The following is a 22,908-nucleotide window of genomic DNA, read 5'->3' on the forward strand; positions in this document are numbered from 1 at the left end:
GTGCCGTTTCATGCCCACACCGGCGGCCCGCGCCGCGGTGATCATCAATGGGCAGTCTGGCCCCCGTCGATCACGAACAGGGCGCCATTCACGAAACTCGCCGCATCGGAACAGAGGTGCAGCACGGTTCCGGCAATCTCTTCGGGCGCGGCCGCACGCCCGGATATGTTGTGCTGGAAGAATGCGTCGGTGAATTCATTGCTGTCGGCCCAGTGCTGCGTCATCGGAGTGACCACGAAGCCGGGGGCGATGGCATTCACGCGGATATCGTGCCTAGCATATTCCACCGCCGCTGCCTTGGTCAGCCCGGCGACGGCGTGTTTCATCGCGCAATAAGCGGCCATGTTGGGATCGGCGATCACGGCGCCCACCGATGCAGTATTCACGATCGCGCCGCCGCCTGTGGTCAGGAAGTGCCGGATTTCCGCCTGAACCGCATACCATACGCCCTTGAAATCGACATCGATCGCGGCATCCAGTTCTTCGTCCGGAACTTCATGGATCGGGCGCTGGGGCGGCAATATTCCGGCATTGTTGAACGCACAGTCCATGCGTTTGTAAGTGGCCAGGCAGCTGCCGACCAGCATGCGGACCGCTTCGCCATCCGTCACGTCAGTCGGCTTGAATTCCGCCTCTCCGCCGGACTGGCGGATAATCGCCACGGTTTCTTCCGCGCGCTCGTCAATATCGCCGATCATCACCCTGGCACCTTCCGCGGCAAAGGCGATTGCCGCCGCGCGCCCGATGCCGGTGGCGCCGCCCGTGATCAGCGCCGCCTTGCCGGAAAACCGCCCGTCTATTCCTGCCATTTCGGTTCCTCACCAATTGCCACCTTCGAGGAATTGCCGAGGATGAAATCATCCAGCGCATCCACCGCATCGGGGAATTCCGCCCGCACCAGCGCGCGCATTTCCGCCGAATTTTCCGCCTGCGCCACGAATTGCGGCCACATTTCCAGATAGCGGCGGCTGAATTGCAATGCCTCGGGCGTATCGGGCAGGCCGGGCGCGGAATGACCGGCCACGACCACTTCGGGACCCAGTTCGGCCAGTTTCGTCAGAGATTCCGCCCAGCCTTCCACCTGCTGCGGATCGTGTTCGCCCAGCCACAGATGCATCTGGTTGAAAACAAGGTCTCCGGCAAACAGCGCGCGGATCGACGGCGCCCACAGCGCCGTGGCGTGGATGTGATCGCCCTGCATCGGGCCGAGCACCTTCAATTCGTGGCCTTCCAGCATGATGCTGTCCCCTTCCAGCGCTTGCGGGGCGCTGGGATGGACGGGGCCATTATCGCCGAGCATCGGGCTCCAGCGTTTGACCTTGAAGGGCAGGGACCGCCAGATATCGGCCACCACGGTGGGATGGGCGACGATTTTCGCATCAGGAAAAGCATCCTGGATCACTTCCATGGCGAAGAAGTGATCGGGATGGTCATGGGTCACGAACACATGGGTCAGGTTCCGGCCACTGTCGAGCACCATGGCCACTGCCCGGTGGGCGTCGGCCAGGGTGAAGGGCGGATCCACCAGCACGGCATCCCGTTCCCCCATGATCAGCGCGACATTGACGTTGAGCGACCCGGGGGAAGTTCGCAGCACCTCGAAATCGAGCGGGGGCGATCCAGCGTCCGGCCGGGCTGCGGCGGGTGTGGTGAACAGCAGCAGTGCGGCTGCCAGGCAAAGGCGTATCATGGTCCTTTCCTCCCCCCATTGCGGGTTTGGGGGGCAGTTGCGGCACTGCCCCCCGTGCGACCCTTAGCTGATACCCTGTTTCCCCGGTGCAATGATATGATTGGGATCCAGGGCCTGTTTCAGCCGGGCATTAACGTCGCGATTGGTTTCGCCATACTGGCGGGCCACGAGATCCATCGTTGAAACGCTGGACCGATAGGCTGCCCACCCTCTTTCCCCGAAGCGGACGATCATTTCGTCCATGCATTCGTTGGCCCTGGCGGAAGATGCATCGTCCCCCTTGTCGAACATCAGGAAGATGATGTGGTGCAGTTCCCGCCCGCCAACCGCATAGGCCGGGGCATAATCGAAACCGTGCCGGTTCATGATCTCCTTGGCGAGCGCGGTCTGGCCGCCAGTTTCCGTGCCCTTGGCCGGGGCAACCGGCGCGAAGGCGATGGCGCCCCCCTGCGGCCCCCACCAGCGGACCAGGCCGATTTCTTCCAGCGTCATCCCGCCGCGCATCAGGGTCTTGTGGTGTTCGAACCAGGGATTGCCGTTCATTTCGGCATCGGTCAGCACTTCACCGCCTGCGGCTTCGAATGCGCTGCGCAGGATCGGTTCGGTCGCGGCCACGGTTTCTTCCGTGCCATAAAGCGCGAAATAGGTGTTCCACATGCCCAGGCCGTTGCGTTTCGCCTCGGCCTTGATCAGTTCATCCGGAATGGCGCCTTCGCCGTCGAAAATGTCCGTGCGCCGCTGGAACATGGCCAGCTGGTACAGCGCGCCCATTATCAGCACACCATTGGGGATGAGGTTGTTCATGCGGAACGGGCGGATCGTGTCGGTGATCCGGGCCACGTCCGACATTTCGGCCGATCGAACGACAAAGGGTTTGTAGACTGGCGGTTTGGGCATCAGCCACATGCCCATCTTGGTAACGACGCCAAAATTCGACTGGGTGAAAATGCCGTCCAGATAGGGGCCATAGCCCCATTTGAAGGCTTGCCAGCTATTGCCGTTGGGGATGGATCCCATGCCCGTTTTCAGAACCGATCCATCGGCCAGCACCACTTCCATGCCGCATTGCATCATGAAGTGATCGCCATAGGGCGTGTAGCCGACCCCGCGTTCCAGCGTGTTGCCGACCATGGACACGATCGGGCCGACCGTGGGCACATCCAGCCAGTAAGGCAGATCGTTCGCTTCGATATAGTCCTGGATCTGCTGGTAGGTGACGCCCGGTTCCACCAGTATCGTGCCGAGTTCGGCATCGAAGTCCAGGATCCGGTCCATCCTTTTCAGGTCCAGGATCATCTGCCCGCTGCTGGCGGGCGTGGCCATGCCATAGCCCATATTATGCCCGGTGGAGACCGGCCACATCGGCAGCTTGTACTTGTTGGCGACTTTCAGGATCGCCTGCACTTCCTCCACCGAGGCGGGGGCGACCGCGCCAGATGGAATATGTTCCCCCTTGAGATCGGGGATGAAGCTCTTGCGGTAGCTGACCGTGCTCGCCTCGTCGGCGAAAACCCAGTCATTGCCCACGATGGCGCGCAATTCGCGAATGGCGGCGGCGAATATGTCCCGGTCCATGTCCTGCGGCATCATCCGCGCATGGGCGAGGGGACTGATCGCTGCACTGGCCCCGAGCAGAGTGGAGCCGACGAGCACGCCGCGACGGGAGATCTCGGTGCTCATCGGCCCTTCTCCTGTGGATCGGCCGGCGCATCGCTGATCCATCGGGCCAGTGCAGCAAGTTCGGACGGCGTGATTTCTGTCGGCTTGAAAGCCGGCATCGCGCCATTGCCGTGCCGAACGAAATATTCGATCGATTCCGCTGGAAGCTCGCGCCCCTTCAGGATCGGACCGACATTGTGACCGTGGCAATAGCCGCAGGTCCGGTCATAGATGAATTCAGGGGGCCTCTCTCCTGAAGCAGGGGAACCGGGTTCGGCGGCGGACCCGCCTGATTGCGCGAAAAACAAAATGCCGGCGGCGCAGACAGCGGATGCGGCGCCCAGCCGATATTTCGGCCTTTCCATAATTCTCTCCCCTCCAACATCCGCCGTTCTTCAAATGCGACAGATTGTAAAGTTCGGAATTATTTAATTCAAATTTGTCATTTCGTCAATCTCGGAAGGGGCTTGTTACTTCTCCGATTGGCGCGGACTGGTCGGGCCTTCCCCTTCGGTCAGGGCTTGCCGGGCAAGGGCGGCAGGGGGACCGAGGCGAGCCGCCGGGCATCGTCGAACGGAACGCCAAGGCCCAGCAGGATATAACCCGCCACGGTCTCGCAATATTCGCTGGGCGGATCGTCGCGCAGCAAGGTGCCGATGGCGGCCAGGGTGGATCCCAGGATGATGTCGCGCCCGATCGCGCTGGACGGGATCGGCAGCATGCCTGCCTCCATCCCTTCGATCACGGTCTGCTCCGCCTGGCGATAGGTTTCGCTGCCCATGATCACGCCATTCGCACTCATATTCAGGATCGACCAGGCCCATGGCCGATCCTCGCGGGCGCGCCGGAGGTAGTAGCGTATGGCGGAGGCCGCGCGCTGGCGTGGATCGGCCATTTGCGAAACCGTCTGCGTCACGGCGGCCAGGAAATCATGCGTGAGCTCGTCGCTCAACGCCTCGCGCAATTCCTCCATTCCCTTGAAATGGTTGTAGAAGGTCGGCCGCGTTACGCCCGCCCGATCGGCAATGTCCTCTACCCGGCTGAACAGTCCGTTTTCATGCCCGAACAGTTCAAAGGCTGCGGCGATGATCTTCGCGCGGGTCTTCGCCCGGCGTTCCCGGCCGATTTCCGCCCTGCGTTCAAGATCTACCGGACTACGCGCCATTTCCCTTGTATTTCCGTTGTTTGCCAGATCTCATCGGACCCGCGCCAAAAGCACAATTCATGCATAGGCGGGGAAGGATATGTTGCACAACGGGCGATGCGGGCCAGTACATATCCGTTACATATTCACGTGGTCTTCGCTGTCCGGTGCGGCTATTTGGCACCTTCATCAAAACGGTTCGCCCATTGTCAGACCATCCTTCCAATAGTGGCCTTGAAGGTGCCTTTTTCGCCAATCGCGAAAAACTGCTGCGGTTTCTCGTCGCGCGCGGGGCGGGGGATTCGGCGGAAGATCTGCTGCAGGAAATGTGGCTGAAGGTGAAGGCGGCGCCGTCCGGCCCGGTGGCTTCACCCTTGTCCTATCTGTTCCGCATGGCCAACCTGCTGATGATTGATCGCTATCGCGCCGCGCGCCAGTCCGACATTCGCGATCGGGAATGGACGGAAACCCAGGTCGGCACGATGCCCGGCATTTCCGACGCGCCATTGCCTGACCGTGCGATCATGGCGCGCCAGCAGATGGGAATGATCGCGCAGAGGTTGGACGAACTCGGCCCGCGCGCCGCGGCCATATTCCGCCGCCACAGGGTTGATGGTGTGCCTCAACGCAAGGTGGCCGAGGAATTTGGCGTCAGCCTCAGCACGGTGGAGGGCGATTTGCGCACCGCCTATGCTGCCCTGGCCGAATTGAAGGAGCGCTTCGATGAGGCGTAATGCGAATGTCTCCGTCCTGCTGTCAGGAGGATCCACCCATGGGACCAGTTGATCCGATCCGGGACCAGGCGGCTCATTGGGCCGTGTTGACGAGCGATCCGGCATTCGATGATTGGGAAAAGTTTACGGCGTGGCTGGAAAGCCATCCCGATCACGCCGCGACCTATGACCGCGTGATGGCAGCCGTGGCCGAAGCGGCGGAAGCCGATATTCCGGCGCCCGCACCGGCCGCGAATGACGGTGATGCGGGCGAAATGCCACAATCCCCGGCGCGTCGGCGCTGGCTGGGCGGGGCCCTGGCCGCATCGGTGGCGGTGCTGGCCGTGATTGGCGTCTGGCAATCGCGCGACGGCAGCCAGACCTTTGAGACAGCGCCGGGGGAAACGCGGGTTATCGCGCTGGCCGATGGGGGCGAAATTGTTCTTTCCGGGGGAACGCGCCTCCTGTTCGATCCCGAAGATCCGCGCGAAGCCGCGCTGGAGGCGGGGCAGGCCCTGTTCACGATTACTCACGATCCGGCCAATCCCTTCCGGCTGGAAGTGGGCGGTGATCGGCTGGTCGATATCGGCACGGTGTTCGATGTTGCGGCGCGCCCGGATTCGCTGACCGTTGCCGTTTCCGAAGGGGCGGTTCTGTTCAATCCTGATGGGCAGAATGTCGAATTGCAGCCCGGCGACATGCTGACCAGCGCCGTGGGATCTGCCGAATATACGCTTTCCCGCGTCCCGTTGGAGCAGGTGGGCGAATGGCGGACCGGCCGGCTGACCTTCCAGAATGCCACCATCGCCGAACTGGCGGGGGATCTGACCCGCGCCACCGGAATTCCCTTCGCCGCTGCTGAAGGTGCCGCCAATGCTCCCCGTGTTTCGGGCAGCTTGTTGCTTGGGCCGGTGCGGGATGACCCCCGCACTATTGCGCCGCTTCTGGGTGTAACCGTGCGGCGCCAGGGCGATAGCTGGATCATCGCCGTGCAGTGACCATGCGGCGGACGGGCAAATTTTTTTCGACGGCAATAGCCGTGGCCATCTCCTCGCCCACGCTGGCGCGGGACATGGGCGTGGATGCGCCCGCCGGCCGCGCGGGCGATGTCGCCGCCGCCGTTGCGCGGCAGACCGGCACCAGCATCGTAATCGTCGATCGGGAAATTTCGAACCGCCGCATCGGTGCGATAAAAGGGACATTCAGCGCGGAAGAAGCAGTACGCCGCCTGGCCCGCGCGGCACGTGCGAAAGCGGTGCCTGCGGGGCCGTATGGCTGGCGGCTGGTTGCCGCGCCCATGCCCCGAACGCAGGCGGCACCGCCAGGGGCGGAACCGCGCCCGGCACCTCCACCCGCTCCGCCGCCGTCTCCACCGATAGTCGTGATTTCCAGCAAGCGGGATCTGCATCTGGAACAGGTGCCGAGCCAGGTTTCCCTGCTGGATGGCGAGGAATTGAGCTTCGGCGGCGTTGGCGGCACGGAAAAGATTACCCGAAGTCTCGCCACCGTATCGTCCACCCATCTGGGCAGCGGACGGAACAAGCTGTTCATTCGGGGGATCGCCGATTCCAGTTTTACCGGGCCGACCCAGGCCACGGTCGGCCAGTATCTGGGTGATCTGCGGATCAGCTACAACGCGCCCGACCCGGATCTGCGGCTGAACGACATTCAGCGGGTGGAAGTGATGGAGGGGCCGCAGGGCACGCTCTATGGCGCCGGTTCGCTGGGCGGAATTATCCGCATCGTGCCCAACGATCCCGATCTCGATGCCGCCTATGGTTCTGCCATGTTCGGCGGCAGCGCGACACAGCATGGCGCGCCGGGTGCGGATGCCAGCGTGATGATCAACCTGCCCGTGGCGGAAGGACAGGCCGCCTTGCGCCTTGCCGTCGATGCCGAAACGCAGGGTGGATATATCGACAAGCCGCTGCTGGGCAGGGATGATGTCAATCGCACCGGCATTTATGGCGGACGCGCGGCCTTCCGCGTGGCGCTGGGCGGGGACTGGGTGATGGACCTGGTCGGCGTGGGCCAGGCGACCAAAGCGGATGACAGCCAATATGCCGATCGCGAAGGTGGCGGGCTGGAACGTCAGTCGGCAGTGCCCGAAGGGTTCGATGCCGATTTCAGGCAGGCCCAGTTCGTCATTTCCGGGCGGCTGGGCAATATACGCCTGCGGTCATCCTCCGGGGCGACATGGCAGGGGCTGGAAGAACGTTTCGATGCGACAGAGCCGGACGGGCCGCGCCGATTGTTCACCCAGAACAACGATACCAAGATGTTCGCCAATGAAACGCGCCTGTGGCAGCCGCTGGGCGATCGTTTCGGCTGGCTGGCCGGGGTAAGCTTCACCCACAATTCCACCAGGCTGACCCGCGATCTGCAAACGCTGATCCTGCGTGCGCCCACCACCGGCGTTCGCAACACGGTGGATGAGGCGACGCTTTATGGCGAAGCCAGCCTGCTGCTGGCGGATGGCCTGATTGCCACGGCCGGTGCCCGGCTGACCCATTCGCAGCTTGGCGGATCGGGAGAGGATATTGCGCCGCAATTGATGGCCGCGCTGGCGGAGGTGGCGGCGGAAAGATCGGAAACCGTCTTCCTCCCTTCGGCATCGCTGGTGGCCAATGTGATGCCGGCAACCGCGCTCTATCTGCGATATCAGGAAAGCTTCCGCCCCGGCGGCCTGTCCATCGAAGGGCCGTATATCCGCCGATACGAGAACGATCAGGTCCGCACACTGGAATTCGGCGGCCGCCACGGCAGCCCTGGCGCGGGCGCCTTCGATATTGCGGCCAGTGTTTCCTACACGCGCTGGAACAATATCCAGGCCGATTTCATTGATCCGTCCGGATTCCCCAGCACGGCCAATATCGGCAATGGCAGGATATGGAGCGCGACCTTGACGGGCGGCCTGCGTATTGCCCCCGGCCTGCGGCTGGATGCGGGCATCAGTTATAATGACAGCCGCGTGGACGAACCGGCCTTCACTTATGTTCCCGCCATCGACTTTCCGGAAATGGGGCAGGTGACATCGCCGCTTTCCACCGCACTGATAGACCGGTTGATCGGGCAGCAGGATCTGGCCCTGGCCTCCCAGGTCAGCCAGGTGCCCAATATCGCGGATTTTTCCGGCCGGGTCGGCATGGAATATCTGCGCCCCGTGGGGAATGATCTGCTGCTGACCGCGCGGGGCTGGGTCAATTATGTCGGCAAGTCCCGCCTCGGCATCGGGCCGGAACTGGGCGCGCGGCAAGGGGACTATCTGGATAGCGGGCTGACTGTGCGGGTGGGCCGGCGTGGCTTCGGCGTCACTCTGGGCGTCAGCAATCTGGCCGATGTGAAGGGCAACCGCTTTGCGCTGGGCACGCCATTTGCCATCGGGCGCGACCAGATCACGCCCCTGCGTCCACGCACGATCCGGATCGGCCTCGACGCCAGCTGGTAAATCCGGCCAGAAGAAAATCGGAAAAATCTCTCAAGGCTGCATGGCAGTGGCTCCGTCCTGCAGGTCAAAGATGATCCGGAAGAGGGCCACACCACACATGCACCGTTACCTGCTTGCCACCACCGCTGTTCTGGCAATTTCCGCGCCTGCCGCGGCAAAAACCGTTTCGGACGCGAGGACGCAGCCCCTGCGCACCTCCACCATCAATAATGGCGCGCCCGATGCCATCGTGATCGACGAGGATGGATCCGTGGTGCTGACCGCCGGCACGGCGGTGACGATGGATAGCAACCACGCCGTCACCAATGACGGCAAGATTTCTGTCGGCAATGCCAATGGCGGCAGGGGCATTGCCGCGCTGGCGGGAACCAGCGGCGATATCGTGAATACCGGCACGATCACATTGGACGAATCCTACGAGCCCGAGGACGAGGATAATGACGGCGATCTCGACGGTCCCTTCGCGATCGGGTCCAACCGGGTGGGCATTTCCACCCAGGGTGCGCATACGGGCAATATTCGCAACGATGGGACCATCGCCGTTCAGGGCAATGATTCCGCCGGCATCAGGCTGGAAGGGCCGCTGACCGGCAAGCTGGTGCATGACGGGACCACCGGCGTGGTCGGCGATCGTTCCGTCGGTGTAGAGGCCGGCGATATTGCCGGCGATGTCCGGCTGGCCGGATCGGTCAGCGCGCGGGGCGAGGATGCAATTGGCGCGCGCTTTGCGGGCGATGTGGATGGTGCGCTGGTGGTGCAGGGCACGGTCAGCGCGACCGGCTATCGCAAGACCACGGCGCCCGGCAACACGTCGAAACTCGATGATGACGATTTGCTGCAGGGCGGTTCCGCCCTGTCGATCGAAGGTGATGTGACGGGCGGCATAGTGCTCGCCACGGCACCTGCCGATACCGATCCTGCTGACGATGACGAGGATTCGGACGGCATCCCCGACAAGACAGAGGGCAACGCCGCGGTCGTCTCCTACGGCGCGGCTCCGGCCATGAGCATTGGCTCCGCCAACCGGGATATCTCCATCGGTTCGGTGGCGGGCACGGCGAGCGGTTACGGGCTTGTCGTGGAGGGCGTTATTGCCGGGCGCGGCGTTTATTCCGGCGTCGATGCCACCGGGCTTTCGATTGGCGGGCTGGGCGGCGCGGTCAGCTTCGCCAATGGGATCGGCATTGCCGGCACCGTTTCTGCCGAAGCCAGGGGCGCCGATGCCACGGCCATATATGTCGGATCCGGGGCCGATGTGCCGGAACTGCGCGTTTCCGGCACGGTCAGCGCCAAGGGCAGCGGAAATTCCGCCACCACTTCCACGGCCATCCTGATCGGCCAGGGCGCGGATCTTCCCCTGCTGCGTGTCAGCGGCAAGGTGGAGGCAGTGGCATCGGGCGATGACGGCACGGCCCATGCAATCCGCGATACCAGCGGCACGCTCGCCCTGATCGAGAATAGCGGCGCGATCAGCGCCACCGGGGCGGAGGAAGGTTCAGGCCGCAATATCGCGATCGACCTTGCCGCCAACACGCAGGGCGCAACCATTCGTCAGACGCAGGTCGCATCCGGCGTCGCCGCGCCCGCCATTACCGGCGATATACGCTTCGGCAGCGGCAGCGATGTGCTGGACGTGGCCGATGGCAAGGTCAGCGGCGCGGTCTTCTTCGGTGCGGGCAACAACCAGCACAAGCTTTCCGGCGATGCGGTGCAGACCGGATCGGTCGCTTTCGGCGCAGGGAATGATGCGATGTCGCTGGCCGGAAGCTCGGTCTTTACCGGCAGCGCGGATTTCGGCGGCGGCGCGGATACGCTCAGCCTGTCGGGCAGTTCGCGCTTTTCCGGCTCGCTCGCCGGGGCATCGGGGCTGACCGTAAACGTCTCGGGCGGCACGCTGGATGTCAGCACGCCCGCTTCGATCTCCTCGCTCAGCGTGGGCGCAAGCGGCCACCTGGCCGTCACTCTCGACAAGGATGCGGGGGAGGGCACCTATTATGACGTGGCCGGAACCGCTTCCTTCGCGGAAGGGGCCACGCTTTCGCTCCGTCTCGCCAGCGTGGCCGATGCGGAAGGGAATTACGTCATCCTCGACGCCGGGACGCTGGAAGGCCTGGACGGGATCGAAACCGATACGGACATGATCCCCTTCATGTTCAAGGCCAGCCTGTCGGAAGATGCGCCTGCCAATCAGCTTTCCGTCGATGTCGCGCGCCGCACCACTGCGGAACTCGGCCTCAACCGTTCCCAGGCTGGCGCTTATGATGCGATTTACGCTGCACTCGCCAATGACGAGGATGTGGAAGGCGTGTTTCTGGGCATCACCAATGGCGACCAGTTCCGCCAGGCAGTGCGGCAGATGGTGCCCGATCATGCGGGCGGCAGTTTCCAGGGCGTGAGCCTGGGGGCGCGCACCTTCGCCCGTCAGGTCTCCGAACCGCAAAGCCCGGTTTACACGCTGGGCGGGCTGGACGTGATTGTCGGCACCGGGGCGTGGGGCATGAACAAGTCCGAAGGCCAGACCGCGGCCTATGATCTTGGCGGTTTCGGCTTCACCGCGGCGGGGGAAGTGGACACCGGCTTCGGTTCGCTTGGCGCGCAGGTCAGCTGGCTGTGGAACGAACATACCAACGGATCGGCCAGCCACCGCGTCCAGTCGGATACGTATGAACTGGCCGGTTACTGGCGCGGGAAGTGGGGCGGCTTCGCGGCATTCGCGCGCGGGTCCATCGGTACGGTCGATTTCCACGGTCGCCGCACTCTCAAGGGGGCTGCCGATGGCGAAGCGGTGGAACTGAGCGCGCTTTCCGAATGGAGCGGCACGCTTGTTACCTTCAATGGCGGGGCGTCTTTCGAAGGCGGCGGGAAGCACTTCTTCTTCCGCCCTGCCGTGACGGTTGATTACGCCCGGCTGGACGAGGACGGATATACCGATACGGGCGGGGGCGAAGCGCTCGATCTCATGGTGGATAGCCGCAAGAGCGATGAGTTCGCCGTCAATGGCGGGCTGACGCTGGGCGTGGATTTCACCGGCACCGGCCGGCGTGACCGAAACTGGTTCCGCATCGAAGGCGAAGGCGGCTGGCGCGAAATCGTGGATGGTTCGCTTGGCGCGACAACCGCCCGTTTCGAGGATGGGGAGGATTTCACCCTCGATGCCGATGAACTGGAAAGCGGCTGGTATGCGAGGCTGCGCGCCCTTGGCGGCAGCGAATCCTATCAGCTCAGCGGAGAATTGGGCGCGGAGGACCGCATGGGCGAAACTGCCTATTCGCTGCGCGGATCGCTGCGCATGGCCTTCTGATTCCAGCAGGGATTCCGTCCGCCAACACCCGCTTTACCCCCGGTCGGCGGGCGGATAGTTCCCGGCGCGCCTCGCAGTGGCGCGCCGGGGGCATCCTGCTGGTGCAGTATCGGCCAGGGTTTATTCGCTGCCGCTCGCTTCGGCGGTGGCCTGCAGATATTCGGCGATTGCGCTGATATCCGCGTCGGTCAGCTCCGCCTTGCGGAACATCGGCATGGCGCCGGAACCTTTGCGGACGAAAAGCTCCAGCACTTCCGGGCCGAGATCGCTACGCAGTTCCAGCGCGGCGGGCAGGGCGCCATCATATTTCCTGGCCAGCGCCATCGTGCCCGGCAACATGGGCATACCGTCATCGCCGGGCCCGGCACCATGGCAGGGCGCGCATTGATGTTCGAAAATGGTCCGGCCCGGCAAATCGGCCTTCACCACTTTCGGACTGCCTTGCTGCGGCACTTCCTGCGCCATGGGCGAACTGCAGGCACCCAGCAGGGCCAGCGCGGGTATGATCGTCCAGCGGGTCATGCGCGGAACCTCCTGGGCCAGATGCCGCCGCGACCGGGCGCGATGATGCCGTCCGGGTCGATCGAATCCTTCAGCTGTTCGTGGAATCGGCGCAGCTGGTGGTTGTTGAAGCTGTATGTGCTGGCCACGTCATCCTGATAGATGGGCGAAGCGCGATAATCGCCCCAGCCATGTTCAGCGGCGACGGCCACGGCTTTCTTCATCGCCGCATGGACCATGGCATTATGGTCCGGATCGTCATGCTTTACCGATGGCGCGAAGACCATCTGGAAGGCGAATGTGTGCCAGTAAAGCGGCGCCGTGGTGGCATTGAAGAATCGCCCGGCCAGCGGGAATTCGCGCAAGCCGTCACACATGACGCGCTGGATTTCAAACACCGCCTCCCCACTGCGCGGCAGGACGGGGAAGAAGCCGACATGGCCATCATCCTGAACGATCCGCCAGATGCCGAGGCTCGGCACGCCCAGCGCGCCGAAACGGCGTATGCCGGTGCGATAAGGCTGAGTGGTATTGAGCAATTGCTGTTCGGTGGCGGGCAGCGGGAAATGGTCCCCGTCCAGCGCCTTCGCGCCCGGAATATCGGCCAATATGCGCGCCTTGGCATATTCCCAATTCGCCGCCGTCGCTTCTTTCGGGCCGAAGAATTGCAGATCGACCTGCCAGCTGGGCAATCCGGCGGCTTGTGCAGCAGCGTCCATCTCCGCGTCGGAAGGGCCGCCGGGCCTGGTTGCCAGCGCGAAAAATTCCTGGTCCCCCATCAGCGCGGCCAGCGGGCTGCCATAGACGGCTTCGCCGATCATCGAACTGTCGGACAGGAAGTTCACATGTTCGACCAGTTTCACGAAATCGCGCCGCCGGGGTACGGTAATCAGCCCGGTGCGGTAATATTCGGGCGTCGGCATCAGGCGGAAGCCCATCTTGGTGACGATGCCGAAATTGCCCTGCGCGAACAGGCCGGACGGGTCGGGGCCGAAACCGTATTTATATTCCTGCCAGGTCTTGGCGCCGGGCATTGCGCCCATTCCGGTGCGCATCAATTCGCCATTGGGCAGGACCACTTCCATCCCGCAACTGGCGCCGAAATGGTCGCGGAAATGCGGCATCGTATAGCCGATACCGCGTTCCAGCGAATTGCCGATGGGGCTGCCCCAGCCGGGATCGGGGCAATCGATCATGACTTTCAGCCCGCGTTCCTGGATGTGGCGATAGAGATCGAAATAGGAAACGCCCGGTTCGACCAGCGCGAAATTGCGCTTATCGTCCACTTCCAGAACGCGGTTCAAGCGCTTCAGGTCGAGTACGACGCTGCCGGTGACATTGGGCGAGGGGCCGCCATAGCCGAAATTCTTGCCGGTAGAGATCGGGAACAGCGGGACCTTGTGCTTCGCCGCGATGCGGACGATCGCCTGCACCTGTTCCACATTTTCGGGCGCAACCGCGGCGGAGGCGTGCCGTTCCTCCTCCATGTTCCATACGGGGGAGAAGCTGTCGCGATAGGGGCCGAGTTCATCTTCGCTGGACCAGACCCAGTCCGCGCCCACGGCGCCGCGAAATTCTTCCAGCACCGCCGCGAAACCGGCAGCATTCATATCGGGGGGAAGAACGGCCATCGGATCAGGCCTTCACGCTGGGATGGTGCGGCGCAATGACCCAGCTGATGACCTTGCCGTCCTTGCCTGCGGACGCATCCTGCAACTTGCGGCTGACGACCCTGCGGCCGCGATCCCAGGCCAGATTTTCCAGCACGAACAGCGCATCTGCCCCGGTGATTCCGCCAAGCACGAAGCCCGGCTTGCGCCACAGCGGATCGAGCGTTTCGTACCACAATGCGGTGACATCACCGTCAATCTTGAAAACGCGCGCGCCAAACGGGCTGGCTAAGCCCGATCCGGCGTGACGGCGGTCGATCACGAAACCATCCAGCCCTTCGGGAACCTGGATGATGGAAAGCGGAGCCATGCCGGCAAAGGCCGGAACCGGAGTCAGGGCGCTCCATTTGAGCATGTCGCGGCGGCTGATCATTGCTGCACTCCCTTGCGGGCCATCATTTCATCGGCGAGGCGCGGTGCATGTGCGCCCCGTTCTTCCAGCGGCGCGGACAGGTAAGCGCCCAGGGCGGCAAGGTCCGCGTCCGAGATTTCCGTCTTGCGGAAGGGCGGCATCCACGCAACGCCGTTGCGCACGAAATAGGCGACCACTTCCGGGGTCAGATCGGTGCGGTCTTCCAGCGCGGCCGGGATCGCGCCTTCATATTTGACCTGCAACGCCATGGTGCCGGCCAGCCGCGGTTCCGCCGCATGGCAGGGCGCGCACCAATGGGCGAAGACATCTTTGCCCGGCGCCAGTGCTGCGGCAGTTTCGCCCGTGCGGACGGCGGAGGTGTCTTCCGCCTGGGCCACGCCGATCATGCCGCCTGCGATCACGATCGCCGCGATTGCGAGATAGCGCTTCATTATGCCCTCCCTTCGCGGAGATGTTTGGGCCAGACGCCATAGCGGCCGGCGGAGATGATGCCGTTGGGATCGAGCGCATCCTTGATCCGTTCGTTCACGCGGCGCAGGATGTTGTTGTTGAAGCTGTAGCTGTCCATCACCGCATCCTGGAATGCGGGCGGGCAGCGATATTCGCCCCAGCCGTGATCGGCGCAGATGCGGATTACCTCCAGCACCTTTTCACGCAGCGCCTTGTTGCTTTCGGCGTCCTTGTAGACGGGCACGGCCGCGAACAGCACGAAGCTGCGCGTCCAGCAGGTGACGGCGGGGCTGAACATGAACAGCGGCATGTCCAGTCGCTTGCACGCGCTGCGCATTACGCGGTTTGCCTTGACCAGCCCTTCGCCCGTGCGGGGGATGACGGCGGAAAACCAGATATGGCCATCGCTCGGGTTGAAATCCCCGAAGCCCCGCGATCCGACTGAAAAGATTTCCAGGCTGGGAATGCCGAAACGGGCCTTGGAGACTTTCTTCATGTCTTCTGCCGAAAGCGGCAGTTTCACGAACTGGTTTTCGCGGAATTTCACGCCTTCGAAATGGGCGAAACGTTCCTTCACATATTCCCATTGCGCGCGGATGACTTTTTCCGGGCCGTAGAAACTGGCCGAACCGCTCCATGCCGGCAGGCCGGTTTCCTGCGCCAGCCGGTTCATTTCATCTTCTTCGGGGATCTGCTGGAACATCATCGGGTTCTCGCGCGAGAGAACCGGCGAGCTGATGGACGGCATGCCGTTGAAGATGTTGCCATATTCCAGCTCGTTGAAAAGATCGACCAGCGGGCCGACATCGGCAAAGCGCGGCAGGTCGACCGATCCGCTGAGAAACGCCTCCGGCTGGGGGAACAGCCAGAAACCCATCTTGGTGACAACGCCCAGCGATGACTGGCGGAACAGCCCGTCCAGGCAGGGGCCGATGCCCATGCGATATTGCTGCCAGGTCTCGGAACCGGGCATTGCGCCCATGCCCGTGCGGAACAGTTCGCCATCGGCCAGAACCGCCTCGATACCGCATTGCGCCTCGAAATGGCCGCGATATGGCGCCGCTGTATAGCCACCGCCGGAATCCAGCGCATTGCCGACCATGCTTCCCCAGCCGGGATCGGGCACGTCCAGCCACAGCTTGGACCCGGTTTCCTGCAAATGGCGATACATGTCGAAATAGGAAACGCCGGGTTCGACAAGGCAGGAGGCGTTGCCTTCGTTGACATCCAGAATGCGGTTCATCCGCTTCAGATCCAGCACCACGCTGCCGGAATAGACCGGGGCCGATCCGCCATAACCGAGATTGCGCCCGGTCGAGATGGGATAGATCGGGATGCCGCGTTCGTTCGCGGCCCGGACCACGGCCTGCACTTCCTCCACATTGGCGGGGGCCACTGCGGCGGAGGCTACGCGTTCTTCAGGCTCGTCCCACAGGACGGAATAGAAATCGCGGTAGAGGCCCACATCCTCTTCATTGGTGAAGACCCATTCGTCCCCGACAGCGGAACGCATCTGGGCCAGCCCGTCGGCAAAGGTGGAGGCGGAAACGCCCGGTGGTAGCGACATTGGCAATCTTCTCCCCCAAACCGGGAGGCCGGGCCACCCGGGAGCGCGCAGGCTCTCTTCGATTTATACGATTGTATAATTCCAGCGAATGGGGGGCGTCAAGCCGGCTTGGAGCGCGCGCAGGGGCATACCCGCAGGGGCACCGTGCATCGTGCGATTCGGCAATCTCCGCCGGTCGGCGCAGGGGCGATCAGAACTTTCCGTTCTGGAAATCCGTGAAGGCCTGCTGGATTTCCTCCGGCGTGTTCATCACGAAGGGGCCATAGCGGGCCACCGGCTCGCCAATGGGCTGGGCGGCGATCAGCAGGGCCCGGGCTCCCTCCTTGCCGGCCACCATGCGGATCGTATCGCCCTGCGCCATCACCGCGAGGTCCGGATCGTGCACTTCCTGCGCTTCCCCCTCGGCGCCGAGGGAGAGGCTGCCGTGATAGACCGCGACAATCGCATTATGGCCTTCTGGCACAGCTTCTTCCAGTCTCGCGCCCGCTTCGAGCGCGATATCGAGCAGGAGCGGGTCGGTCGCCGCGCTCCTGGCCGGGCCGGTTGCGCCGGAGGAATGGGTGCCGGCCAATATGCGGATCTTCCCGCCCGAGACGGGCACTTCCGGTATCTCCGCGGCGCCGAATTCCTGATAGGCCGGTTCGACCATTTTCGATGCCGCGGGCAGGTTGATCCAGAGCTGGAAACCCCAGAGCCGGCCATCCTCGATCACGGGGATTTCCGAATGGACGATGCCCTTGCCGGCGGTCATCCACTGGATGCCGCCCGCTTCGATAATGCCGGAGTGGCCCTTGTTATCGCCATGCTTCATCGCCCCTTCCACCATGATGGTGACGGTTTCAAAGCCGCGATGCGGATGGTTGGGGAAGCCGGCGATATAATTTTCCCGCGCGTCGGAACGGATCTGGTCCAGCAGCAGGAACGGATCGAGCTGGGGGAGCTGCCGATTGCCCAGCATCCGCGTCAGATTGACGCCGGCCCCGTCGGAGGTCGGCTCCCCGGCAGAAACAAGCGCGACCTTGCGAATATTGGTGTCCTGATCGGTAATCGTGCCCGGCATGGCTGTTTTCCCATATGTGGCGAAAGCTCGCCCCATATGGGAAGCAGCAGCCGGTTTTTGAGAGGTGCGGCGCCGCGCCGATTCATTCAGCCTGCGGCATCGGGAAGGTTTCTATCGTGAACGGCCCCGGATCCTGTCCCTGCAGCGCCGGATCGAAACGATAGGCAATCTTGCCTTCCGCCGTATAGCCGGTGTTGCCAAAATGGGTGGCCGCGGCCGTGGAATCGAAGCGGTCTTCCACCACGCTGATATTGGCCTTGTCGCCTTCTATCGTGACCACGGTAATACGCCCGTTGGTCCCTTCTGCCTGGAGGAAGCGGTTTCCGCCCAGTGGCCGCAAGGCATCCGGACCGGCGACAGGTTCCGACAGTTCGAGCGTGGTCAGCCCGGCATAGCTGCCATCCTCATTCCGTTCGACGCGCTGGATGAGGTTCTGCCGGACATTGTTGATATACATCGTCCCGTCTTCGGCAAAGGCGATGCCGTCGACGCCAATCAGCTCCTCCCCATCCGCGAACAGGGTCATCTCATCCGCACCTGCTGCGACCTGGAAAATGCGGCCGGAAGCGGTTTCCGTGGCAAAAGCGGTGCCATCCGCTGCAATGGCAATGTCATTGCAGACGACGGGCTTCCCCTCCGGAAAATCATAGCTGGCGGCGATCTTGCCCGTGCCGAGTGTGAAGGCCTTGATCGCTGGGGGCAGGGCATTTTCGCCCGGCGAGAACATGTCCTGGTTGGAACAGGTCCAGAGCAGGCCATGCGCGTCATCCGCCAGCACGCCGAATAGCGATTGCAGGCCATTTTCCTGATCGGGAACGGCCCAGGCCGTGGCAATCGTCGCACCCGGTTCGGCGCGGTAGATCGTGCCTCCGGCGCTGCCGGCATAGATGTTGCCCTTGGCGTCGGCGGTCAGGCTTTCGGGAAAGATATCCGTCCCGTCGATGGTGATTTCGGAAACTGTCCTTTCCGCCTCGACTTCCGCAGTCGCTTCGCCCCCGCAACCGGCCAGCGCCAGCGCCAGCGCCAGCGCCGCGCAGATCGCCGTCAGCCCAGCAGTGCGCGCATGATTATTCTGCCGATCAGTCATCTTGATGTCCCCCATCATGTTTGTGTCCTTTAATCCGCCCATCATAGCCGGGGCGGGCCTGGGGAAAAGCGTTTCCGCACTTTCGCCACGGTCGGAAAGTGGCGCTTTTCAGCCGGGCAGGCCGCGCGAAGTCGCCTTGTCAGTCCGCAAGCGGTTCTGACCATACCGGGCGGGGCCTCGACGCTCCGCCCCTTTCGCCCTTCACACCGTGCCTCGATTGGGCAATGGTTGGGCGGCAAAACGAAAAGACGGGATTGAGGATGAGGGGCGTGGCGTTTTCACCGAAACATGGCTGGTGGCTGGGCGCCGCGGCCTTGCTGGCATTGGCCGGCTGCGCGGCGACGATGGAAGAACCGTCTGCGTCTGGCGGCGCCGATGCGGGGCCGGCCATGGTCGATGGCCAGCGAATGCGGCAGCTCGATGCGCCTGCCAATGTGGGTGACTGGATGAGCACCGGCCGCGGCTGGGACGAGAAGCATTACAGCCCGCTCGATCAGATTAACGACAGTAATGTGGGGCGGCTCGGCCTCGCCTGGTATGACGATCTGGATACGTTTCGCGGCGTGCAGGCGACGCCGCTGGTGGTCGATGGGGTGCTTTATAATGAAAGCATCTACAACGTCGTGACCGCCTATGACGCGAAGACCGGGCGCAAGCTATGGACCCATGATCCGCAGGTGGGGACCGAATGGGCGCGGCTTGCCTGCTGCGGCCCGTCCTCTCGCGGGATCGCGGCCTGGAAGGGCAAGCTCTATATCGGCGCGCTTGACGGGCGGCTGATCGCACTCGATGCGAAGACCGGGCAGGAAGTATGGACCACCCGCACTTTCGATGCGGAGAAGGCGCCCTATTCCATCACCGGGGCGCCCCGCGTCTATGATGGCAAGGTGGTTATCGGGAATGGCGGGGCCGATTACGGATCGCGCGGTTTCGTGGCCGCTTTCGATGCCGAAACGGGCGAAAAGGTCTGGAAATTCTATATCGTGCCAACCGATCCGGCGAAGGGACCGGATGGTGAAGCCTCCGACAGCGCGATGAAAATCGCCCGGCCGACCTGGCATGGCAAGTTCTGGGAAGCAGGCGGGGGCGGCAATGCCTGGGACAGCTTCGCCTACGATCCCGATCTCAACCTCGTCTATATCGGCACCGGCAATGGTTCGCCCCATATGTGGCATTTCCGCAGCGAGGGTAAGGGAGACAATCTGTTCCTTTGTTCCATCGTCGCGGTCGATGCCGATAGCGGCGAGTATAAATGGCACTACCAGATGGTGCCTGAGGAAGACTGGGATTACACCTGCACCCAGCCGATGATCCTGGCCGATCTGGAATTGGGCGGGAAACAGCGCCCGGTCATCATGCAGGCGCCCAAGAACGGTTTCTTCTACGTGATAGACCGCGCCACGGGGGAGCTGCTTTCCGCGGAAAGCTATGTCTCGGTAAACACATGGGCCAGCCATATCGACATGAAGACGGGCCGCCCCGTGTTGCGGCCCGGTGCGCATAATACCACGACGCCGCATTTGATGAGCCCGAGCTGGCTGGCAGCGCATACCTGGCACCCGATGGCCTACAGCCCCGACACCGGGCTGGTCTATCTGGGGGCGCAGGAACAGGGCGCCATTTATGCCCGTGCTGCCGATGGGGAATATCAGTACCGGCCCGGTCCCGGCCGCACCAATTCCGGCCAGGCTTATGGCAATCACCCCGAATTGCGGGCGAAGTTGCAGAAACAGGCAAACGAGACGGAAAAGGGCTATCTCCTGGCCTGGGATCCGAAGACGCAGAAAGAGGCGTGGCGCGTGCCCTATCCGCATCCCGGATCGGGCGGAGTGCTGGCCACGGGCGGCAATCTGCTGGTGCAGGGCACGATCAACAAGACCGTGGCGATCTATCGCGCCGACAATGGCGAGAAATTGTGGGAGATGGATGTCGACCAGGCGGCCATTGCCGGGCCGATCACCTATATGGTCGATGGCGAGCAATATATTGCACTCAATGCCGGTTGGGGCGGATCACCGGTCTATAATCTCGGACCGTTCCAGACATCCACGGCCAAGCTGCTGGTGTTCAAGCTGGATGCCAGTGGCGTGACCTTGCCGCCGCCGCCCGAGCCGACGGCCTTGCCACGCCCGCCACGCCTGATGGCGGGTGAGCAGCAGGTCGCGCTGGGCCGCAGGCTGTATGGCGAGACATGCCATAAATGTCATGGCGACAATGCTGTGGGCGGGGTGAAGGATCTGCGCTTCATGGCGCCCGAAACCCACGAGGCATTTCTCGACATCGTGCTGAACGGCACTTTGGCCGACAAGGGGATGGCGGGATTTGCCGATATTCTGTCGAAGGAACAGGCCGAGGCGATCCATGCCTATCTGATCGCGCGCGGTAATGAGGATTGGCAGGACGCCGCCGTTTCGGCGCAATAAACAGCTAAAGAACAAGAATACCGGCCACGACCGGGCAAGGGGGATATCGAGGATGCGTTTTCTTGGACTAGCCGCGCTGGCATTGGCCGGATTGACCACACCTGCCTTCGCGCAGGCTCCGGGGGAGGGCAGTGCCGTTCCCGCGCGGCCTTGCGACCGGGAATGCCTGATCGGTTTTCTGAAGGATCACATGGCGGCCCTGAAGGCGGGTGATGCGTCCGCCCTGCCGCTGGCCGCCGATATCCGCTTTACCGAGAACAATGTTCTTCTGCCGGTCGGCAAGGGCTTGTGGAACACGGTTACTGCCGTGGACGAAATCGGGCTGGAAACCGCCGATCCGTGGACGGGCAATGCCGCCTGGTTCGGTTCCGTGCGGGAAAATGGCGAGCCGGCGATCTATGCCGTGCGCATCCATGTGGAAGATGGCCTGATCGACGAGATCGAAAGCGTGGTCCATCGCAAGACGGCGCTGCCGGCACCCTTCGGCGATGTGGAACAGATGGTCCACGATCCTGAATTCTACGAAATCCTGCCGCAGGAAGAACGCAGCACGCGCGAAAGGCTGCATGCGATCGCCGATTCCTATTTCGACACGGTTGAAGTGAATGACGGGCAGGTTTTCGCCCCATTCGCGGATGATTGCGCACGGCTGGAAAACGGCATTTCCACCACGGCTGCGGCTCCGGGTGACGGTGGTGGCAATGCCGCCTCGATCATGGCCGGGTGCGAAAACCAGTTCAAACTGGGCATTTACCGGATCAACAAGCGGATCCGGCGGGACATCTTCATCATCGACGAGGAACGCGGCGTGGCCGTGGCGCGCGGTTTCTTCGATCACGCCAATGAATTTGACCGCTATCTTCTGACCAATGGGCAGGAGATGAAGACGGCGCTGAAATGGCCGAATTCGATCACCCTGCTGGAAGCCTTCCGGATCAGGAATGCGGAAATCCAGCGGATCGAGGCGGTGTTCACCTATGTCCCCTATTTCATGCACAATCCCTTCTGGGGGCCGGATGCAAGCCCGCCGGAATATGCCGCCAAGCCGGATCTTTGCGACAGAGAGTGCCTGGCGAATAATGCCCGCCAATTGGTGCAGGGCATGATCGGCAATCAATGGCGTGGCCTGAACTGGGCCGACAAGGTTGGCTATGCGGAGAACAGCGTCGGCATCCGGGTGAGCGAAGGCATCTGGGCCACTGTTACGGCGGTGGACGAAGATCCGCTGGTCGTTGCCGATGACGAAACCGGCAAGGCCGTGTGGATCGGCCGGATAGAAGAACATGGCCAGCCCGCCTGGGCGGCTATCACCATGACCGGCGATGGGGACCGGATCGGCGCGGTCGATGCGTTGATCCGCCGGAAGGAATATGGCCTGCCCTATGCCGATCCCGTTTCGGCGAACGATTATGGCGTGCTGCCGGCGGCAAGCCGCACTTCGCGCAAGGAGATGCTGGCGGGCGCGGCGCAGTTCTATGCGGCGGTGAATGACAGGGGCGCTGCCCCTTCCATCTTCGGTTCCGATTGCCGCTGGCATGTGAATGGGCAGGATGTCGCCGCTTGCGCCGCTCCGTTCGGCGGCGAAGGCCTGGCGGCGATAGAGCATGTGCGTGACCGCAAATTGCTCGCCATGGATGAAAGCCGGGGACTGGCCGTGTTCCGCACATTCGAGGATTTGCCGGCCCGGAATGGCGCCGGCTATCCGCTGACATACCAGGTGGTGGAACTGTTCCACTTCACGGATGGAAAGGTTGAGCGGATCGAGGCATTCACTTCCGAATTGCCCTACGGCATGGTCCCCCATTGATCGCAAGGCGCGCGC

At 63.0% G+C, this 22,908-nt stretch carries 18 protein-coding genes; 6 read left to right on the forward strand and 12 right to left on the reverse strand.

All coding sequences use genetic code 11. The features are described from left to right. Positions 1 to 44 precede the first annotated feature (44 nt). The 5 genes from WYH_RS15325 to WYH_RS15345 form a co-directional block, all read right to left on the reverse strand. Complete coding sequence (locus tag WYH_RS15325) at positions 45 to 809, reverse strand: SDR family NAD(P)-dependent oxidoreductase (RefSeq protein WP_046904523.1); 765 nt, start codon at positions 807 to 809, stop codon at positions 45 to 47. Further along, positions 797 to 1,690, reverse strand: a complete 894-nt coding sequence (locus tag WYH_RS15330) for an MBL fold metallo-hydrolase (RefSeq protein ID WP_053833626.1) — start codon at positions 1,688 to 1,690, stop codon at positions 797 to 799. Before WYH_RS15330 ends, WYH_RS15325 begins: the two co-directional genes overlap by 13 nt. Positions 1,691 to 1,753: 63 nt before the next feature. Further along, positions 1,754 to 3,370 (reverse strand): FAD-binding oxidoreductase, encoded by a 1,617-nt coding sequence (locus WYH_RS15335; RefSeq protein WP_053833627.1) that lies wholly within the window; start codon positions 3,368 to 3,370, stop codon positions 1,754 to 1,756. Beyond that, positions 3,367 to 3,714 carry a c-type cytochrome gene (locus WYH_RS15340; protein WP_053833628.1) on the reverse strand — a complete coding sequence of 116 codons (348 nt, stop codon included), beginning with the start codon at positions 3,712 to 3,714 and terminating at the stop codon, positions 3,367 to 3,369. Before WYH_RS15340 ends, WYH_RS15335 begins: the two co-directional genes overlap by 4 nt. A gap of 149 nt (positions 3,715 to 3,863) precedes the next feature. Further along, entirely contained in the window at positions 3,864 to 4,514 is a 651-nt protein-coding gene (locus tag WYH_RS15345; RefSeq protein ID WP_046904524.1) for a TetR/AcrR family transcriptional regulator, read from the reverse strand. A gap of 185 nt (positions 4,515 to 4,699) precedes the next feature. Between WYH_RS15345 and WYH_RS15350 the strand changes: the two genes are divergently transcribed. The 4 genes from WYH_RS15350 to WYH_RS15365 all read left to right on the forward strand — a co-directional run bounded on the left by WYH_RS15350 (position 4,700) and on the right by WYH_RS15365 (position 11,955). Beyond that, complete coding sequence (locus tag WYH_RS15350) at positions 4,700 to 5,227, forward strand: RNA polymerase sigma factor (protein WP_046905259.1); 528 nt, start codon at positions 4,700 to 4,702, stop codon at positions 5,225 to 5,227. Positions 5,228 to 5,265: 38 nt separating this feature from the next. Next, the gene (locus tag WYH_RS15355) at positions 5,266 to 6,204 is read left to right on the forward strand and encodes a FecR family protein (protein ID WP_046904525.1); all 939 of its coding nucleotides are present in this window, start codon (positions 5,266 to 5,268) and stop codon (positions 6,202 to 6,204) included. Between the two features lie 41 nt (positions 6,205 to 6,245). Further along, positions 6,246 to 8,654 (forward strand): TonB-dependent receptor, encoded by a 2,409-nt coding sequence (locus WYH_RS15360; RefSeq protein ID WP_328700723.1) that lies wholly within the window; start codon positions 6,246 to 6,248, stop codon positions 8,652 to 8,654. 97 nt (positions 8,655 to 8,751) lie between these two features. After that, positions 8,752 to 11,955 carry a transporter gene (locus tag WYH_RS15365; RefSeq protein ID WP_046904527.1) on the forward strand — a complete coding sequence of 1,068 codons (3,204 nt, stop codon included), beginning with the start codon at positions 8,752 to 8,754 and terminating at the stop codon, positions 11,953 to 11,955. Positions 11,956 to 12,075: 120 nt separating this feature from the next. On the opposite strand, the gene WYH_RS16705 is transcribed toward WYH_RS15365, so the two are convergent. The 7 genes from WYH_RS16705 to WYH_RS15400 all read right to left on the reverse strand — a co-directional run bounded on the left by WYH_RS16705 (position 12,076) and on the right by WYH_RS15400 (position 18,663). Beyond that, the gene (locus tag WYH_RS16705) at positions 12,076 to 12,477 is read right to left on the reverse strand and encodes a c-type cytochrome (protein ID WP_156320162.1); all 402 of its coding nucleotides are present in this window, start codon (positions 12,475 to 12,477) and stop codon (positions 12,076 to 12,078) included. Next, positions 12,474 to 14,087, reverse strand: a complete 1,614-nt coding sequence (locus WYH_RS15375; protein ID WP_046904528.1) for an FAD-binding oxidoreductase — start codon at positions 14,085 to 14,087, stop codon at positions 12,474 to 12,476. Before WYH_RS15375 ends, WYH_RS16705 begins: the two co-directional genes overlap by 4 nt. 4 nt (positions 14,088 to 14,091) lie before the next feature. After that, positions 14,092 to 14,499, reverse strand: coding sequence for a hypothetical protein (locus tag WYH_RS15380; protein ID WP_046904529.1), 408 nt, complete (start codon positions 14,497 to 14,499; stop codon positions 14,092 to 14,094). Beyond that, positions 14,496 to 14,930, reverse strand: a complete 435-nt coding sequence (locus WYH_RS16710; protein WP_218917149.1) for a c-type cytochrome — start codon at positions 14,928 to 14,930, stop codon at positions 14,496 to 14,498. The genes WYH_RS15380 and WYH_RS16710 overlap by 4 nt, the downstream gene beginning before the upstream one ends. Then, positions 14,930 to 16,516, reverse strand: a complete 1,587-nt coding sequence (locus tag WYH_RS15390; RefSeq protein ID WP_046904530.1) for an FAD-binding oxidoreductase — start codon at positions 16,514 to 16,516, stop codon at positions 14,930 to 14,932. Before WYH_RS15390 ends, WYH_RS16710 begins: the two co-directional genes overlap by 1 nt. Positions 16,517 to 16,706: 190 nt before the next feature. Further along, complete coding sequence (locus tag WYH_RS15395) at positions 16,707 to 17,576, reverse strand: pirin family protein (protein WP_046904531.1); 870 nt, start codon at positions 17,574 to 17,576, stop codon at positions 16,707 to 16,709. Positions 17,577 to 17,658: 82 nt separating this feature from the next. Then, positions 17,659 to 18,663: an SMP-30/gluconolactonase/LRE family protein gene (locus WYH_RS15400; protein ID WP_169780809.1), complete on the reverse strand. Its 1,005-nt coding sequence runs from the start codon at positions 18,661 to 18,663 to the stop codon at positions 17,659 to 17,661. 260 nt (positions 18,664 to 18,923) lie between these two features. Here WYH_RS15400 and WYH_RS15405 point away from each other — a divergent pair, with 260 nt between their 5' ends. Together WYH_RS15405 and WYH_RS15410 are read left to right on the forward strand one after the other, a co-directional pair. After that, positions 18,924 to 21,086, forward strand: a complete 2,163-nt coding sequence (locus WYH_RS15405; RefSeq protein ID WP_053833630.1) for a PQQ-dependent dehydrogenase, methanol/ethanol family — start codon at positions 18,924 to 18,926, stop codon at positions 21,084 to 21,086. A 52-nt stretch (positions 21,087 to 21,138) separates the two neighbouring features. Next, positions 21,139 to 22,893: a DUF8021 domain-containing protein gene (locus WYH_RS15410; protein ID WP_046904532.1), complete on the forward strand. Its 1,755-nt coding sequence runs from the start codon at positions 21,139 to 21,141 to the stop codon at positions 22,891 to 22,893. Positions 22,894 to 22,908: the final 15 nt, after the last annotated feature.

It is taken from the genome of Croceibacterium atlanticum (assembly GCF_001008165.2).
Classification (GTDB): domain Bacteria; phylum Pseudomonadota; class Alphaproteobacteria; order Sphingomonadales; family Sphingomonadaceae; genus Croceibacterium_C; species Croceibacterium_C atlanticum.